Annotated in this window: 14 protein-coding genes; 5 read left to right on the top strand and 9 right to left on the bottom strand. The window is 64.8% G+C overall.

Annotation, left to right across the window (positions count from 1 at the left end; all coding sequences use genetic code 11):
- Positions 1-1263: a serine hydrolase gene (locus NR187_RS26665; RefSeq protein WP_256808219.1), complete on the top strand. Its 1263-nt coding sequence runs from the start codon at positions 1-3 to the stop codon at positions 1261-1263.
- Positions 1264-1278: 15 nt separating this feature from the next.
- Here NR187_RS26665 and NR187_RS26670 read toward each other — a convergent pair whose 3' ends face one another.
- The 7 genes from NR187_RS26670 to murI all read right to left on the bottom strand — a co-directional run bounded on the left by NR187_RS26670 (position 1279) and on the right by murI (position 6375).
- On the bottom strand, positions 1279-2346 hold the full coding sequence (locus tag NR187_RS26670) for a low specificity L-threonine aldolase (RefSeq protein WP_211385231.1): 1068 nt from the start codon (positions 2344-2346) through the stop codon (positions 1279-1281).
- Between the two features lie 36 nt (positions 2347-2382).
- Complete coding sequence (locus tag NR187_RS26675) at positions 2383-2685, bottom strand: type II toxin-antitoxin system RelE/ParE family toxin (RefSeq protein WP_211385230.1); 303 nt, start codon at positions 2683-2685, stop codon at positions 2383-2385.
- Entirely contained in the window at positions 2664-2891 is a 228-nt protein-coding gene (locus tag NR187_RS26680) for a hypothetical protein (protein ID WP_211385229.1), read from the bottom strand. The genes NR187_RS26675 and NR187_RS26680 overlap by 22 nt, the downstream gene beginning before the upstream one ends.
- A gap of 115 nt (positions 2892-3006) precedes the next feature.
- Positions 3007-3624 carry a 30S ribosomal protein S4 gene (rpsD, locus tag NR187_RS26685; RefSeq protein ID WP_129268552.1) on the bottom strand — a complete coding sequence of 206 codons (618 nt, stop codon included), beginning with the start codon at positions 3622-3624 and terminating at the stop codon, positions 3007-3009.
- Between the two features lie 199 nt (positions 3625-3823).
- Positions 3824-4591, bottom strand: coding sequence for an acyltransferase (locus tag NR187_RS26690; protein ID WP_211385228.1), 768 nt, complete (start codon positions 4589-4591; stop codon positions 3824-3826).
- 150 nt (positions 4592-4741) lie between these two features.
- A complete protein-coding gene (locus NR187_RS26695) occupies positions 4742-5515 on the bottom strand; it encodes an HpcH/HpaI aldolase/citrate lyase family protein (RefSeq protein ID WP_211385227.1) in 774 nt (257 codons plus the stop codon).
- A 62-nt stretch (positions 5516-5577) separates the two neighbouring features.
- Positions 5578-6375: a glutamate racemase gene (murI, locus tag NR187_RS26700; protein WP_211385226.1), complete on the bottom strand. Its 798-nt coding sequence runs from the start codon at positions 6373-6375 to the stop codon at positions 5578-5580.
- A gap of 164 nt (positions 6376-6539) precedes the next feature.
- Between murI and NR187_RS26705 the strand changes: the two genes are divergently transcribed.
- Together NR187_RS26705 and NR187_RS26710 are read left to right on the top strand one after the other, a co-directional pair.
- Positions 6540-7091: a cytochrome b gene (locus tag NR187_RS26705; RefSeq protein ID WP_211385225.1), complete on the top strand. Its 552-nt coding sequence runs from the start codon at positions 6540-6542 to the stop codon at positions 7089-7091.
- A 161-nt stretch (positions 7092-7252) separates the two neighbouring features.
- Positions 7253-7894 (top strand): glutathione S-transferase family protein, encoded by a 642-nt coding sequence (locus NR187_RS26710; protein ID WP_211385224.1) that lies wholly within the window; start codon positions 7253-7255, stop codon positions 7892-7894.
- 13 nt (positions 7895-7907) lie between these two features.
- Here the strand turns inward: NR187_RS26710 and NR187_RS26715 are convergent, their stop codons facing one another.
- Positions 7908-8714: a Crp/Fnr family transcriptional regulator gene (locus NR187_RS26715; RefSeq protein WP_211385223.1), complete on the bottom strand. Its 807-nt coding sequence runs from the start codon at positions 8712-8714 to the stop codon at positions 7908-7910.
- Positions 8715-8977: 263 nt separating this feature from the next.
- Complete coding sequence (locus NR187_RS26720; protein ID WP_256808223.1) at positions 8978-10090, bottom strand: preprotein translocase subunit SecD; 1113 nt, start codon at positions 10088-10090, stop codon at positions 8978-8980.
- Between the two features lie 248 nt (positions 10091-10338).
- Here NR187_RS26720 and NR187_RS26725 point away from each other — a divergent pair, with 248 nt between their 5' ends.
- A complete protein-coding gene (locus tag NR187_RS26725) occupies positions 10339-12246 on the top strand; it encodes an acyl-CoA synthetase (protein WP_256808226.1) in 1908 nt (635 codons plus the stop codon).
- A 168-nt stretch (positions 12247-12414) separates the two neighbouring features.
- Complete coding sequence (locus tag NR187_RS26730) at positions 12415-14277, top strand: caspase family protein (RefSeq protein WP_256808227.1); 1863 nt, start codon at positions 12415-12417, stop codon at positions 14275-14277.
- The last annotated feature ends 32 nt before the right edge of the window (positions 14278-14309 follow it).

Here is a 14309-nt window from a genome sequence, read left to right on the forward strand (position 1 = left end):
ATGTTCGGGCGCCGCGCGCTGATCGCGGCGCTCGTCGTTCTGGTCGGTGGCTTCGGTGCGAAGGCGGGTTCCGAGGGAGGCAGGGTCCACACTCTCTCGCCCGAGGGGCTGGCGAAGGTTTCCGACTACATCCGCAACGAGGTCGCCACCGGTAAGATCCCCGGCGCCATCCTGCTGCTCCAGCAGCACGGCAAGCCGGTCTATTACGAGAATTTCGGCGTCCGCGACGTCGCGACCGAGATCTCGATGAGTGCGGACACGATCTTCCGCCTCTATTCGATGTCGAAGCCGATCACCTCCGTGATGGCGATGATGCTGGTCGAGGAGGGCAAGCTCGCGCTCGACGATCCCGTCTCGAAATACATTCCGGCCTTTGCCGGCATGAAGGTCGGCGTCGAGAAGAAGGCCGAGGGCGGCAAGGTGGCGCTGGCGCTGGAGCCGCTCGATCGTCCGGTCACGATCAAGGACCTGCTGCGCCACACCTCGGGGCTGCCTTACGGCTTCTCCGGCGGTGGACCGGTGCGCGAGCTCTATGCTGCGGCCAACCTTTTCAACAGCGATCTTTCCAACGCCGACTTCATCGCGAAGCTCATCACGCTGCCGCTCGCCGAACAGCCGGGCACGGTGTGGGACTACGGCTTTTCCACCGACGTGCTCGGCCGCGTCGTCGAGGTGGTCTCTGGAAAGACGTTGCTCCAGTTCGGGAGGGAGCGGGTGCTCGATCCGCTCGGCATGACCGAGACGGCGTTCTACATCGCCGATCCGGCAAAATTTCCGCGCATTGCCGAGCCGATGCCGGACGATCGTCACATCAATGCGACAACGCAGGTTCGCGATATCAGGCGGCCCGCGAAATGGGAGTCGGGCGGCGCCGGCATGGTCGGTACGGTCGGCGACTACGCCCGCTTCGCGCAGATGCTGCTCAATGGCGGGACCTACGAAGGCCGGCGCTATCTCGAGCCCGAGACCATTGCGCTGATGGCGTCGGATCATATCGGACCGGAGACGAAGGTCGCGCGCGACCAGAACTATTATCCGGGCGGGTCTTCCGGGTTCGGTCTCGGCTTCGCCGTGCGCACCTCGGTGCCGCCGGGAACGGACTGGCCCCTTGGTGAATATCGCTGGGACGGCGTCGGCGGCACGTTCTTCTTCATCGATCCCGAGGACGATCTGCTCGGAATCTTCATGGTGCAGACCCCGTCTCAGCGCGGCCGGATTCAACTGGCGCTGAAGACGCTGATCTATCAGGCGATGGGGCGGTGATATCGGGCTGCGGACTTACGCCCCGCGCACGATCTCGCGCACGTATCCGATCGTCTCCTCGATCTGGCTCGCATTGACGTCGAGATGGGTGCAGGCGCGGATGCGGCCGTCCATCATTGCGAGCGTCACGCCGCGCTGGCGCAGCGCGGCGACCATCTTGTCGCCGGGCACGCCGGCGCCATCAGGCTTGAAGAACACGAGGTTGGTCTCCGGCTCCTGCACCTCGATGCCTGCGATCTGCGACAGTCCGCGGGCGAGCGCGCGCGCATTGGCGTGGTCGTCGGCGAGCCGCTCGACGTGATGATCGAGCGCGTAGATGCAGGCGGCGGCGCAGATGCCGGCCTGCCGCATCGAGCCGCCGAGACGCTGCTTCCACTGCCAGACCGCTTCGATGAAGGCGCGCGAGCCTGCGAGCACGCCGCCGATCGGCGCGCCGAGGCCTTTGGAGAAGTCGATCCACGCCGAATCCCAGCCCGCCGTCATGTCGCGCGGAGAGATGCCGCTCGCCACGGTGGCGTTGAGCAGGCGCGCGCCGTCCATGTGGGTCACGAGCCCGTGCTGCCTGGCGATCGCGACGATCTCGTCGAGGGCGGCCTTCTTCCAGATCGTGCCACCGCCGATATTGGCGGTCTGCTCGACGCTGACTACGGTCTGCGGCGGCTGGTAGCGGGTGCGCGGATGCAGCGCCTTGCGCAAGGTCTCCGGCGTGAACTGGCCGTCGGGTCCCTTCAGCTGCGTGACTTGGAAGCCGCCAATCGCGGCATGCGCGCCGCCTTCGCGTGCGATGATGTGCGCGCTCTCATGGGCGAGGATCTCGTCGCCGGGGCGGCAATGCACCAGCGTCGCGGTGACGTTGCACATGGTGCCTGACGGCATGTAGACGGCGGCTTCCTTGCCCAGCAGCTCGGCAACGCGCTCGCACAGCGCGTTCACGGTCGGATCGTCGCCGACCTGCTCGTCGCCTACCTCCGCCCGCGCCATCGCCTCGCGCATCGCCGGCGTCGGCCTGGTCTGCGTGTCCGAGAGCAGATTGATGCGCACCGGCGGCGCCTTGGGATCGATCGGGGGAGGGGTGTAGAGCATCAGCTTGCTCCCTAAGGGAATGGCACTCACTCGCGGTCAGCGAGTTCTGGGTGGACGCCGGGCGGCGTGACGAAACCGCATAATAACGATTTCCGTCTCGGCCACACGATAGTCTATCAGATAGGGATATGGATTGACCGGCAAGCGACGGACGTATGCGCGAGTGGTCTGCCGCCCTGCATAGGGATGATCCTGGAGCAGCGCGATGAGAGCGGCAATGCGATCGCGCACGTGGCCCGCTCCCTGAGGAGAGCGCGCTTGGAGATAGGTCAGGATTTCGTCGATCTGGGCGAGCGCCCGCTTTGTGTAGCGGACATTCACCGCCCGTGCTTGGCCCACATCGCGCGAACTTCGTCGGCGCTGGCCAATTCGCCGCGGGCGATTTCAGCTTCGGCCTCGGCGAGGTCTGCCTCTTCCGCCGCCGTCAGCTTGATCGGAGGCTGATCGACCCCGGCAAGTTCAAGCAGGGTCCGCGCCAACTCGTCCTGCTCTGAATCAGGCAGGGCGGAAACCTTGCTAAAGGCCTCTTCCAGAAGACGCGTCATGATGAAGCTCCACCACGTGCGATCATAGCACAAGTGGATCGAGACATGGGAATGGCCGGTTCAAACAAAAAGGCCCCGGAAACCGGGGCCTTTGAGCGATTGATCTTGCCGATTATCAGCGCGAATAGAATTCGACGACCAGATGCGGCTCCATCTGCACCGGGAACGGCACGTCGGAGAGGTGGGGGATGCGCACGTATTTCGCGGTCATCTTGCCGTGGTCGACTTCGAGATAGTCGGGGGTGTCACGCTCGGGGAGCTGGCTGGCTTCGAGGACGTGGGCGAGCTGCTTGGAGGCTTCCTTGACCTCGACCACGTCGCCGATCTTGACCTGGTAGCTCGAGATGTTGACCTTGCGGCCGTTCACCTTGACGTGGCCGTGGTTGATGAACTGGCGCGCGGCGAAGATCGTCGAGACGAACTTGGCGCGGTACACGACCGCGTCGAGACGGCGCTCGAGCAGGCCGATCAGGTTCTCGCCGGTGTCACCCTTGAGGCGGCTGGCCTCGACATAGATGCTGTGGAACTGGCGCTCGGAGATGTTGGCGTAGTAGCCCTTCAGCTTCTGCTTGGCGCGCAGCTGCACGCCGAAATCGGAGAGCTTGCCCTTGCGGCGCTGGCCGTGCTGGCCGGGGCCGTATTCGCGGCGGTTGACGGGGCTCTTCGGGCGGCCCCAGATGTTCTGGCCCATACGGCGGTCGAGCTTGTACTTGGCTTCACTGCGCTTAGTCATCGCGTCCTCTTCAGGTCCATGGTTTGAGGAAACGCGCCCTCCTGTGTGACGGGCGAGGCCCGGCACCGACAGGTCCGATCCCCAAAGCATAGGGGGCAGGACCACGGGTCGCGAAACGCTTCGCGGGCCGAAATCGGCCCGCGAGCAGGCGGCTTTTAGGGGAGTTTGGGGTTCGCTGTCAATGCGAATGGCCCCGGAATCACGTTCCGACGGCCCGGATCGGTTTCGGACCGGCGGAGCGCAATTCGGCAGCAATTTCAGCGTTCAGGACCTGTTCCAGCCGGGTCAGGACCCGCGCGATCGGGGCAGCGTCGGTGACCCGGTGATCCCAGCGGATCACGACATGGATGGTCTGGTCGGGCTCGACCACCCCGTAACTGACGATGAAGGGGCCCGGCGTGATGGGGTGGAGCTCGCCGCCGCCGTAGGCGGCCACCGAGCTCACCGCGAAGCTGCCGAACCAGTTGCCGCGCTGGCGGCCGAAATTCAGTCCGATCGCCCAGGACAGCCGCCGCAGCGGCAGCGGCAGGCGGGTCGCCCGCATGATCTTGCGGAACATGGGGACGTCGTCGATCGGGGCCGTCTTGGCGCGCCGGATCTCGGCGTCGACCGCGGCTAGCGCCATGGTTTCAGGGGCCGCGATTCGCTGCGGCATCACGCATTCCTCGCCGTCCTCGACCCGGGCGATGGCCACCAGCGCCACGCTCCTCGGCAGCTCGTAGAGCTGCGGCCAGGGCCATTTGGCGTAGACGGTGCGCAGGATCGGCTCGTCCCTGGCGACCAGGGCAAAGGCTTTGACGAACATCGCGGCCCAGCCGGCGGGCGTCATCGTGCCCGCGCGGGCCTCCAGCAGGGGGCGGATATGCAGCGATCGGGACAGCGACACGAACGGCACGTCCATCGAAGCCCGCATGAGGTCGCAAATCAGGCGGCGCGGCAGTGAAATGTGCTTGGGTTTCCCGCGCATCGTTGTTCCGGTTCCCGCGGATTAAAATATGTGCAGCGAGCAGGCCTCCTGCTCGCCGCCTGCTCTAGCACGAACTAACCCGGTTGGGCCCAGTCGGTTCGCCGACCCTAGCAGCGCGGTCGTTCCCGGCAAGGTGGCAATCGGCTTGCTTCAGCGCTTGATGCCCTCGAACGCCGCCATGATGCCGCGCTGGAACAGCGACCAGTCGAAGCCGAGGGCGATCGCACGGTAGCCGCGGTCGACCAAGGCGTTGGCCTGGTCCGCCGTGCGGGCGACGCCACCGATCGGCACGCCGCTTCTGAGGATGCCGGCCTCGGCCCGGGCGACCAGCTCCAGCAATTCCGGATCGTCCATCTGGCCGCGCTTGTTGATGGAGGTGGCGAGATCGCCGGGGCCGATCACGGCAACGTCGATGCCGGGCGTCGCCATGATCTCGTCGATGCGGTTGACCGCGTCGACATGCTCGATGGTGATCATGCAGATCATCTCGTCATCGGCGCTGGCCATGTAGTCCGGCATCGACTGGCCCCAGCGGAACGGCGCGTGGAAGGGACCCCAGAGCCGATCGCCGCGCGGCGGATAGCGCACGCTTCGCACCGCCTTCTCGGCCTCGTTGCGATTGGTGATCATCGGAAAGTTGATGCCGAAGGCGCCGATGTCCATTGGCGCCTTCGCAAGCCACGGCTCGTTCGCCGCGATCCGCACCAGCGGCGTGCAGGGTGTGCCTGTCGTCGCCGCGATCATCGCATGCGCCTCGGTCAGCCCGATCGGACCATGCTCGAGATCGACGATGATCCAGTCGAGCGAACGCGCCATGATCTGCACGGTCTGCACGCTCGGGATCGTCGCGATCGCGCCGAAGGCGGGACGGCCCTCGCGCCAGAGCTGGCGGAGGCGGTTGAGCGGCGTGGTCGGGACTGACATGAAAGAGCCTGCGGGGACAATGACGACGGCGAAGCCTAGCAGCCCGCCGTGACTCCGAAAAGTCAGGCCGGTATGCGGCCGCCGAAGAACGGCCTCAGGGTGGCGCTGAGGCCATGCGCACGGTTGGATGTGAAGATCATCTCGGCGCCTGACTGCGCGATGCCGCCGATGCGCACGCCGAGCAGATCCGAGACGCGGCGGGCGATCGCGGGCGCCGGATCGATCCAGTCGACCGGCCAGGGCGCGAGTTTTTTCAGCCGGTCGAGCAGCAGCGGATAATGCGTGCAGGCCAGCACCACGGTGTCGGTACGGGCGCCTGCTTCTTCGGCATCGCCGACGAAGCACGGGGCGATCTCGGCGAGGATGGCGTCGTCGCTGACGGAAGAGCCGCTGAGCTCGGCTTCAGCCAGCGCGGCCAGCTCGGGCGAGCCGACCAGCGTCACCTCGCAGCCCAGTGCGAAATCGCGGATCAGCGCCTTGGTGTATTCGCGCTTCACGGTGCCCTTGGTGCCGAGCACCGATACCCGCCGGCTCCTCGACTGCGCGCAGGCCGGCTTGATCGCCGGTACCGTGCCGACGAAGGGCAGGGAATAAGCGGCGCGCAGATGCGATAGGACCAGGGTGGACGCAGTGTTGCAGGCGATGACGACGAGGTCAGGATCATGCGCGCCGATCAGTTCCCCCATCAGGGGGACCACGCGGGCGATGATCTCGTCCTCGCCGTGGTGGCCGTAGGGGAAGAAGGCGTCGTCCGCGACGTAGACGTAGTGCGCGTCCGGACGCGCGGCCACGACCTCACGCAGGACCGTGAGCCCGCCAAGGCCGGAATCGAACACCAGGATCGTCGGGGAATTGGTCACGTCGCTACCTTAAGGGAGCCATGGTTACCATTCGGTTTTTGGGCGGTTTTGCGGCGGGACCCGATTTGGAGCGATTCAATTTCACGATTGCCGCCTGTTCCCGTTATCAGCAGCCGTATTGCGGTGCGCACAGGGACAGGCCCGCAAAACTCCGGAGTGCCGACATGATCAGAAACACCAATGCTGGCTGGGGCAGCGTTTCCCGGTGGATGCACTGGATCCTGGCGCTGACCATCATCGGCATGATCGGCTTCGGCTGGTGGATGAACCACATCCCGGCGCGGCCCGACCGCTTCTTTTACCGCTCGATCCACGCCGATATCGGCTATGTGATCCTGCTGCTGACCGTGCTGCGCCTGGTCTGGCGCCTCATCAACCCGACGCCCGCCATGCCGGCCGATACCTCGCGCTGGCAGAAGGTTGCGGCCCATATCAGCCATGGCGCGCTCTATCTCGCCGTCATCGTCGTGACCCTGCTCGGCTGGGCGCATTCCGGCGCGCACGCGCCGGACTACTCGGACTTCTTCGGCCTGTTTCACGTACCGCAATTCACCTCTCCCGACCGTGCGGCGGCGGGCGCCTATGAGGACCGCCACATCCTCTTTGCCTATGTGCTGCTCGCCTTGATCGCGGTTCACGTGATCGCGGCCCTCTGGCATCACTTCATCCGCCGCGACCGCGTCGTGGCACGGATGGTGACAGACGAGGCGGCGTAGGGCGGCTCGCGTTTCAGTTCGATCCGTCATCCTTCGAAGACCGCTGAAGAAGCGGCCACTTCAGGGTGACGGAGAGGAATGACATTGCTTCTACATCGCAATGACGGGATATGATGCGGCGTCACCACTGATCGAGCCTACGTTACGTCGCAGGAGGCCTCATGCTCACCGTCCATCATCTCGGCAAGTCGCAATCCGAGCGCATCGTGTGGCTCTGCGAAGAGCTCGAACTTCCTTACGAGCTGAAGCGCTATACCCGCGACTCCGTGACCATGCTGGCGCCGTCCGACTACAAGGCGCTGCACTCGATCGGGGCGGCGCCGGTCATCACCGACGGAGACCTTGTGCTCGCCGAATCCGGCGCCATCGTCGATTACATCATGGCCAAATACGGTAAGGGGCGCCTCGTGCTCGGCCCTGATGATCCTGACTTCGCGCAGTTCCTGTACTGGTTTCACTTCGCCAACGGCACGCTGCAGGCCGGCATGGGCCGACTGATGATCCTGAACCGCCTGAAGCTCGCCGAGGACAACCCGATGCTGGTCGCGACCAGGGGGCGCGTCGACCGCGCCTTCGATCTGGTCGATGCGCGCGTTCGCAACGCCGAATATCTGGCCGGCAGCACCTTCACCACCGCGGATATCATGATGGGCTTCTCGCTCACCACGATGCGCTACTTCCAGCCCTACGATCTGTCGCGCTGCCCGAACGTGGTCGAATATCTCGGCCGCATCGGCGCGCGTCCGGCCTACCAGCGGGCGATGGAGAAGGGCGATCCGGGCATGGCTCTGCTGCTGAGCTGAGTGGCGTCGGCGATCATGCGATTCGGTTCGTCGTGGCCGCCCGCTCGCTCGCCAGCTGCTTCTGCAGGCGGTCGATGTTTTGCAGCAGGCGCTGGCTGGTGAGCACCAGGAAGTAATAGCCGAACTGCGGATCCTGGAAGTAGATCTCGAGCAGCCGGTCATAGGTGATCGTCAGCACCTGTCCGTCTTCGATGCATTCGATCGTTCCGGTCCGCCGGTTGTCAGGCGTGAGGAAACCAAGCTCCCCCATGAGAGCTCCGGGGCCGATCTCGACTTTGATCTCCTTGACCAGGAATTTTCCTGTGACCGTGAGGAGCATCTCTTTGGCAGGATCGCCCAGTTTGAACAGTGTGTCCCCGCGGCGATATTTGCGTTCGGTCATGAACGGCTTGAGCCATTCGATCGACATGTCGCCTTCGGCGGCATGACGCGCCTTCTTGACCAGCTTGAGCATCTGCCGCAGGCGCAGGGCGTTGATCGGAAGCAAGAGCAGATACAGCAGGAACGTCGAGACGTTGGCGGAGAGCGCGCCGAAAACGGCGAAGAACCCGCAGCCGATCATGTTGGCGACGCGCAGCGGCACCATCGTCCGCATCAAGAGGGTGGCGACGAAGAAGCCGGCGCCGACCGCGGCGAACAGATTGGCCAGCGTGATGTTCTGGACAAAGATCTCCAGCATCCGATTGAAGATCGAGTCGTAGGTGACGTTGTTCGGATCGAGGCCCATCTGGACCAGGATCTTCGCGATCCTGAGATTGTCCGTCGCCGCATCGAGAATGCGGTCGAGGATCGCCGAAATGTCTGCGCTGCCGGACGGCATGGTACTATCCCCGCGTAAGGCCTTCAGTCCTGGTCGGTCTTCTCGACACCTATAGCCGAAATCGAATGACGACCGCTTGAATGAAGCCTCCGGCCGTCATGCCGCAAGAGGCAAATTTTAGCCTGATCGGTGATTTCGGCAATTGCCCGTTTGGCTGCTTGCATGCCGTAACATGCCGCGATTCGGCGCCCCGGATGCGAGTCCCGGCGTCGTGGATGGACCTCGGCGCTGCCGACGGGGCGGGGGCGTGACGATCTCCGGCTTTAGGGCTTGGCGGCGGGTTGCACGACCTGCTGGTCGACCAGGCCGAGGTGTCCCGGCAGCGAACCGGCGCGCAGCAACATGGCGACGCTATTGGCTTCCTCCAGGGTGAAATTGCCGGAGATCTGGCCCGAACCGCCGGTGATGGGCTCGCGGATCACGGGGGCGGAGATCACCTTGCCGTCGAGCACGATGGCGAAGGGCCTTCCGATGTTCTCTTCGGTGACGTGGGCGAAGCGCCGTGTGCCGCGGCCGTTGAAGCGGAACGAGGCGATCGGGTCCTTCGTGCCGCTCGCAAACCCCGGGGCGGCATAGCTGATGTCGTCGCCGTCGAGCGCGCTGTCCCTGGCGACCAGATAAAGGCTCTTGTCCTTGAAGCCGGACAGGACTTCCGTGCCTGCCGGCGGCGTGCCGGATTGCGCCTGCTCCGCTGGCATCGACAGGTCGATCAGACGGAAGCTGACCTTGACCCTTCTGGCGAAGACCGCGGTCACGCGCTCGGGCTCCATCATACCAGGCAGGAAGATGCGGATTCGGTCCTGCCCGTCCGGCAGGACGCTGGCGAGCTGGATGCCGGCGTCCTTCAGGCGCTGCTCGATCATGGCGATGGAATCTTCGACGAGTTCGTGCAGCCGCGCCGCGGCTGCGGCATCGGTCGGCGCGAGCCTGACCGGTCCGTTGCCGCCGTCGGTCACGCTCAGCGCATGCGACGGCAGTCCCTCCGCGGCTGACGCCAGCTTGCGCGCGAGTTGCTCGCGGCCCTTGGCGTCGGCGATCTTCAACTCGACCCCACCGTCGCGGATCGCAAGACCGGAGAAGGCGATCTTGCCCTCGCGCAGGGCCTTGTAGACGTCGTCGCGCAGATCCGTGACGACGCTCTCGCGCAAGCCGTCGGTGTCCACCTTGTAGACGATGCGCGAGCCGCCCAGCTTCTCCATCTTGTCGGCGACGAAAGTCGCGATCTTGGCGCGCATCCTGTCGAACTGGCTGTCCTCGGCGATCGCAGCGCGGGGCAGCGCGATCGTCGAAACCACGATGATCGACGTCATGATCCCCGATGTCATGGCGAGCGCGACAATCAGCCGTGAGACGCGATCCCGCAGGGGCGTGGTCATGATCACCTCAGGTCTTGCGGCAGGACGCTGCCGAGCGAGTCCGATGCCAGTTCTTGGTCCCCGGATCGGGCGCGGAGGTTCAAAGGCCTCCAGGCCGGGTGCTGCCACCGTGACCGTTAGGTCATGGACGAACGCCAAATCATGCATCATTCTGTCCGCGCTCGACCGGCCGTCGGTCGGGGCCTTGCCGAACCAAAAAGTCAAAAGACAGGGGGCGGGGAAATGCATCTGAGGGAGGACGGAATTCCATGGCGGGCATCCACGCGCTCGATCGCTTCATTGGCGACGACTATCCGGATCTGGCGACGGACGCGGAGGTTCGTGCCTTCGAACAGGTCCCTTACGCCGAGCGCGTCGCGGCCGAGAGCACCTATGACGCGATCAGGCTGGGTGCGGCGCGCGATCCCGACGCGGCGGCGATCCAGTTCCTTCAAAATGCCGATCCCGCCGACACGCCGGTCGTGGTGACGTACCGCGATTTCATCGCGCGCGTCACGCAAGCGGCCAACATGTTTCACGCGCTCGGTGTCGAAAAGGGCGACGTCATCAGCTTCATGCTGCCGCTGGTACCCGATGCCTTCGTGACGCTGTTCGGCGCGGAGGCCGCCGGCATCGCCAATCCCGTCAATCCGCTCTTGGAGCCGCACCAGATCGCGGAGATTTTGGAGGCCGCGAACACAAGGATCCTGGTGGCGCTCGGGCCGATGCCCGGCACCGACATCTGGCAGAAAGTCGAGCAGATCAGGCCGCAGTTGAAACAACTCAAGGCGATCGTGCAGGTGTTCGGCGGCGGTGATCCGGCGAAGGGAATCTATGCCTTCAGCGACCTGATCAAGCAGCAGCCGGCGGACCGGCTTGTCAGCGGACGCAAGATTTCCGGCAGCGACATCGCCGCCTATTTCCACACCGGCGGCACGACCGGCACGCCGAAGCTGGTGCGGCACACCCATGCCAACCAGGTCTATCAGGCCTGGGCGCTCAACCTGCTGCTGAAGTCAAGGCCGGGCGCCAACATGCTGTTCGGCATGCCGCTGTTTCACGTCGGCGGCTCGCTGACGCAGGTGCTGCTGACGCTGTCGGCCGGCGGCTCGCTGGTGGTGCTGTCTCCGAGCGGCTGGCGCAATCCCAACTCGGTCAAGAACATCTGGGGGCTGGTCGAGCGCTTCAAGCCCGAGGCGCTGTCGAGTGTGCCGACGGTGCTTGCCGCAACGCTCGCGGTGCCAACAGGCAATGCCGACATCTCCAGCCTGAAATATGCCGCCGGCGGCGGCTCGGCGATTCCCGTCGCCGTGGGTTCGGCGATCCAGGACAGGCTGAAGCTGCCGGTGGTCGAGGTCTACGGCATGACGGAGACCTCGAGCGTGCACACGCTGGCCTATCCGTCGCGGCCGATCCGGCTTGGCTCGGTCGGCCTTCCCATGCCCTATGCGCGTGTGCGCATCGTGCAGCTCGATGCCGATGGCAGGCTGATCCGCGACTGCGCGCCGGACGAGATCGGCGTCGTTATCATGGCCGGGCCCGGCGTATTCGGCGGCTATCTCAACGACGAGCACAACAAGGGGGCCTTCGTCGACGAAGTCTGGGTCAATTCCGGCGATCTCGGCCGGCTCGATGCCGACGGCTATCTCTGGATCACCGGCCGCGCCAAGGACCTCGTGATCCGCGGCGGCCACAACATCGATCCGGCGCCGATCGAGGAGATCATGTTCCGCCATCCCGCCGTCGGCTTTGCCGCGGTGGTCGGCCAGCCCGATGCCTACGCTGGCGAACTGCCGGTGGGATACGTGCAGCTGAAGCCGGGCGCGACGGTCGAGCCGGGCGAGCTGGAAGCCTGGGTGCGCGAGCGCACACCGGAGCGCGCCGCCGTTCCGGTGCAGGTCATCCCGATCGATCCGATGCCGGTGACCGGGGTCGGCAAGGTGTTCAAGCCGCAGCTGCGATGGGACGCCGCGCAACGCGTGTTCACAAAGGTACTGACGCCCATCATCGAGCGCGGCATCGATTGCAAGGTGAAGGTCGGCGCACATGGCAGCCACGGCTCGATCGCCACGGTGACGCTTGCAGGCCTGCCGCCGGACCAGCGCGAGGTCGTCGCGGGCGAGGTGCACACGCTGCTCGACCCGTTCGTGATGCGGCACGAGGTGGTGCAGGTCTAGGCGGCCTAGGAGCGAGACGCTGGCTTATAACCTCGGCGAGAGGCGGTGCTTCGCCGCAGGATCACAGGCTGCCTGAGAGCTCTTGTGTGACTTTTGTCACATAGGGAAGAATTGGCATCGGGCGATAACTCCGAATAGTCTCGTGGAATTGCATTCGGGGGATTGCGAGTGATTCCGTTTCGGATATTTGGATTGTTGATTTTTGCCATTGTCCTTGGCTGCGGACCGGCGCATGCGGACCGGCGTGTGGCGCTCATCATCGGCAATTCCGCCTACAAGAGCGCGCCCAAGCTCGGCAATCCCGTTAACGATGCCACACTGGTCGGCGGCATGTTCAAGAAAGCGGGCTTTGATTCCGTCGACGTCAGGCTGGATCTCAGTGCCAGCGAGATGCGGCGCATGTTGCGTGAGTTCGCCGGCAGAACGCGCGACGCGGACATGGCGGTGATCTATTACGCTGGTCACGGCATCGAGCTCGACGGCACCAACTATCTCATTCCGACCGACGCTACGCTCGAGACGGATGGCGACGTGCTTGACGAGACCATCCCGGTGGAGCGCGCGCTGTTCGCGGTCGAGCCGGCCAAGCAGCTGCGCCTGATCATCCTGGACGCCTGCCGCGACAATCCGTTTTCCAAGACCATGAAGCGCACGCTGGCCTCGCGCGCGATTGGACGCGGGCTTGCCAAGGTCGAGCCGACCAGTCCCAACACCATGATCGCCTTCGCTGCAAAGGCGGGTTCGACTGCGTCAGACGGCGATTCCAAAAACAGCCCGTTCGCCATCGCATTGGTCGAGCACCTGCCGAAGCCGGGACTGGATTTGCGCAAGGCCTTCGGCTTCGTGCGCGACGACGTGCTCAAGAGCACGGGCTACAAGCAGGAGCCTTATGTCTATGGCTCGCTGGGCGGCGACGATGTGCCCCTGGTCGTGGTCAAACCGGCTGCGACCGGACCGCAGGCCAACCCACAGGATGCCATTCGCAGGGACTACGAGCTCGCGCTCCAGCTCGCGACGCGCGATGGCTGGGAAGCCTTCCTGGCGCAATACCCCGACGGGTTCTATGCCAATCTGGCCAAGGGCCAATTGAACAAGATCGCCGCCGAAGAGACGCGCACGGCGGCCGAGCAAAGGGCCAAGGCGGCCGAGCAGGAAAAGACGAGGCTCGTTGCCGAACGCGCCCAGAAGGCTGAGCAGGACAAGGCGGCTGCGGCGGCCAAGGCCGCCGAGGAGGCGCGGATCGCTGCAGAGAAGCAAAGGCAGATCGAGCAGGCGAGAACGGAAGCGGCCGAGCGGCAGCGCAAGGCGGCCGAAGCGGCCGCCGCAAAAATGCTTGCCGAGAAGCAGGCGGCTGAGAAAGCCAAGGCCGAACTTGCTGCCAAGCAGGAGGCGGAGAAGGCGGCGGCAGAGCCGGCCGCAAAACTAACTGCCGATCGACAGATGCTCGAAGCCGAGAGCCAGAAAGTGGCCGCGCTCTCGCCTGCGCCGGCATCGACATTGTCTGCAGCCGATCTGACGAAATCCGTGCAGAGCGAATTGCGCCGAGTCGGTTGCCTGTCCGCCGCTGCTGACGGCGAATGGAATTCAGCGGCGCAGCGCTCGCTGGCATTGTTCAACAAATATGCTGGGACCCAGTTCGACGCGAAGCTGGCGAGCGTCGACGCCCTCGATGCGCTGAAGGCGAAACCGGGACGGGTTTGCCCGCTGGTGTGCAATTTCGGCTTCAAGGCCGACGGCGACCAATGCATGAAGATCACCTGCCGCGCCGGTTATCGCGTCGGCGACGACAACGAATGTGAGAAGATCCAGGAGAAGAAGCCGGTCGCAACCCGACAGGACTCCAAGCCGCGAGACGAGGATCGGAAGAAAACCGAGTCCGCGCCGTCGAAGCCGCAGGCGACAGGACAGATTTTTTGCAACAATGCAGGTTGCCGTCCGGTCCGTCAGGGGTGTCGCCTGGAAGGGTGGGGCAACAGGACCGCGGGCCTGACGAGCGGAGGCGGCAGCAGCATGGTTGAAGTCTGCAACTGAATTTGCAAGCTGCGGCAGCGGCGAATGCGGCG

This window comes from Bradyrhizobium sp. Bra64, from assembly GCF_024519875.1.
Classification (GTDB): domain Bacteria; phylum Pseudomonadota; class Alphaproteobacteria; order Rhizobiales; family Xanthobacteraceae; genus Bradyrhizobium; species Bradyrhizobium japonicum_G.

Coding starts and splice junctions, on each gene's coding strand:
- NR187_RS26665 (WP_256808219.1), top strand. CDS start 1: ATGTTCGGGCGCCGCGCGCTGATCGCGGCGCTCGTCGTTCTGGTCGGT.
- NR187_RS26670 (WP_211385231.1), bottom strand. CDS start 2,346: ATGCTCTACACCCCTCCCCCGATCGATCCCAAGGCGCCGCCGGTGCGC.
- NR187_RS26680 (WP_211385229.1), bottom strand. CDS start 2,891: ATGACGCGTCTTCTGGAAGAGGCCTTTAGCAAGGTTTCCGCCCTGCCT.
- rpsD (WP_129268552.1), bottom strand. CDS start 3,624: ATGACTAAGCGCAGTGAAGCCAAGTACAAGCTCGACCGCCGTATGGGC.
- NR187_RS26690 (WP_211385228.1), bottom strand. CDS start 4,591: ATGCGCGGGAAACCCAAGCACATTTCACTGCCGCGCCGCCTGATTTGC.
- NR187_RS26695 (WP_211385227.1), bottom strand. CDS start 5,515: ATGTCAGTCCCGACCACGCCGCTCAACCGCCTCCGCCAGCTCTGGCGC.
- NR187_RS26705 (WP_211385225.1), top strand. CDS start 6,540: ATGATCAGAAACACCAATGCTGGCTGGGGCAGCGTTTCCCGGTGGATG.
- NR187_RS26710 (WP_211385224.1), top strand. CDS start 7,253: ATGCTCACCGTCCATCATCTCGGCAAGTCGCAATCCGAGCGCATCGTG.
- NR187_RS26715 (WP_211385223.1), bottom strand. CDS start 8,714: ATGCCGTCCGGCAGCGCAGACATTTCGGCGATCCTCGACCGCATTCTC.
- NR187_RS26720 (WP_256808223.1), bottom strand. CDS start 10,090: ATGACCACGCCCCTGCGGGATCGCGTCTCACGGCTGATTGTCGCGCTC.
- NR187_RS26725 (WP_256808226.1), top strand. CDS start 10,339: ATGGCGGGCATCCACGCGCTCGATCGCTTCATTGGCGACGACTATCCG.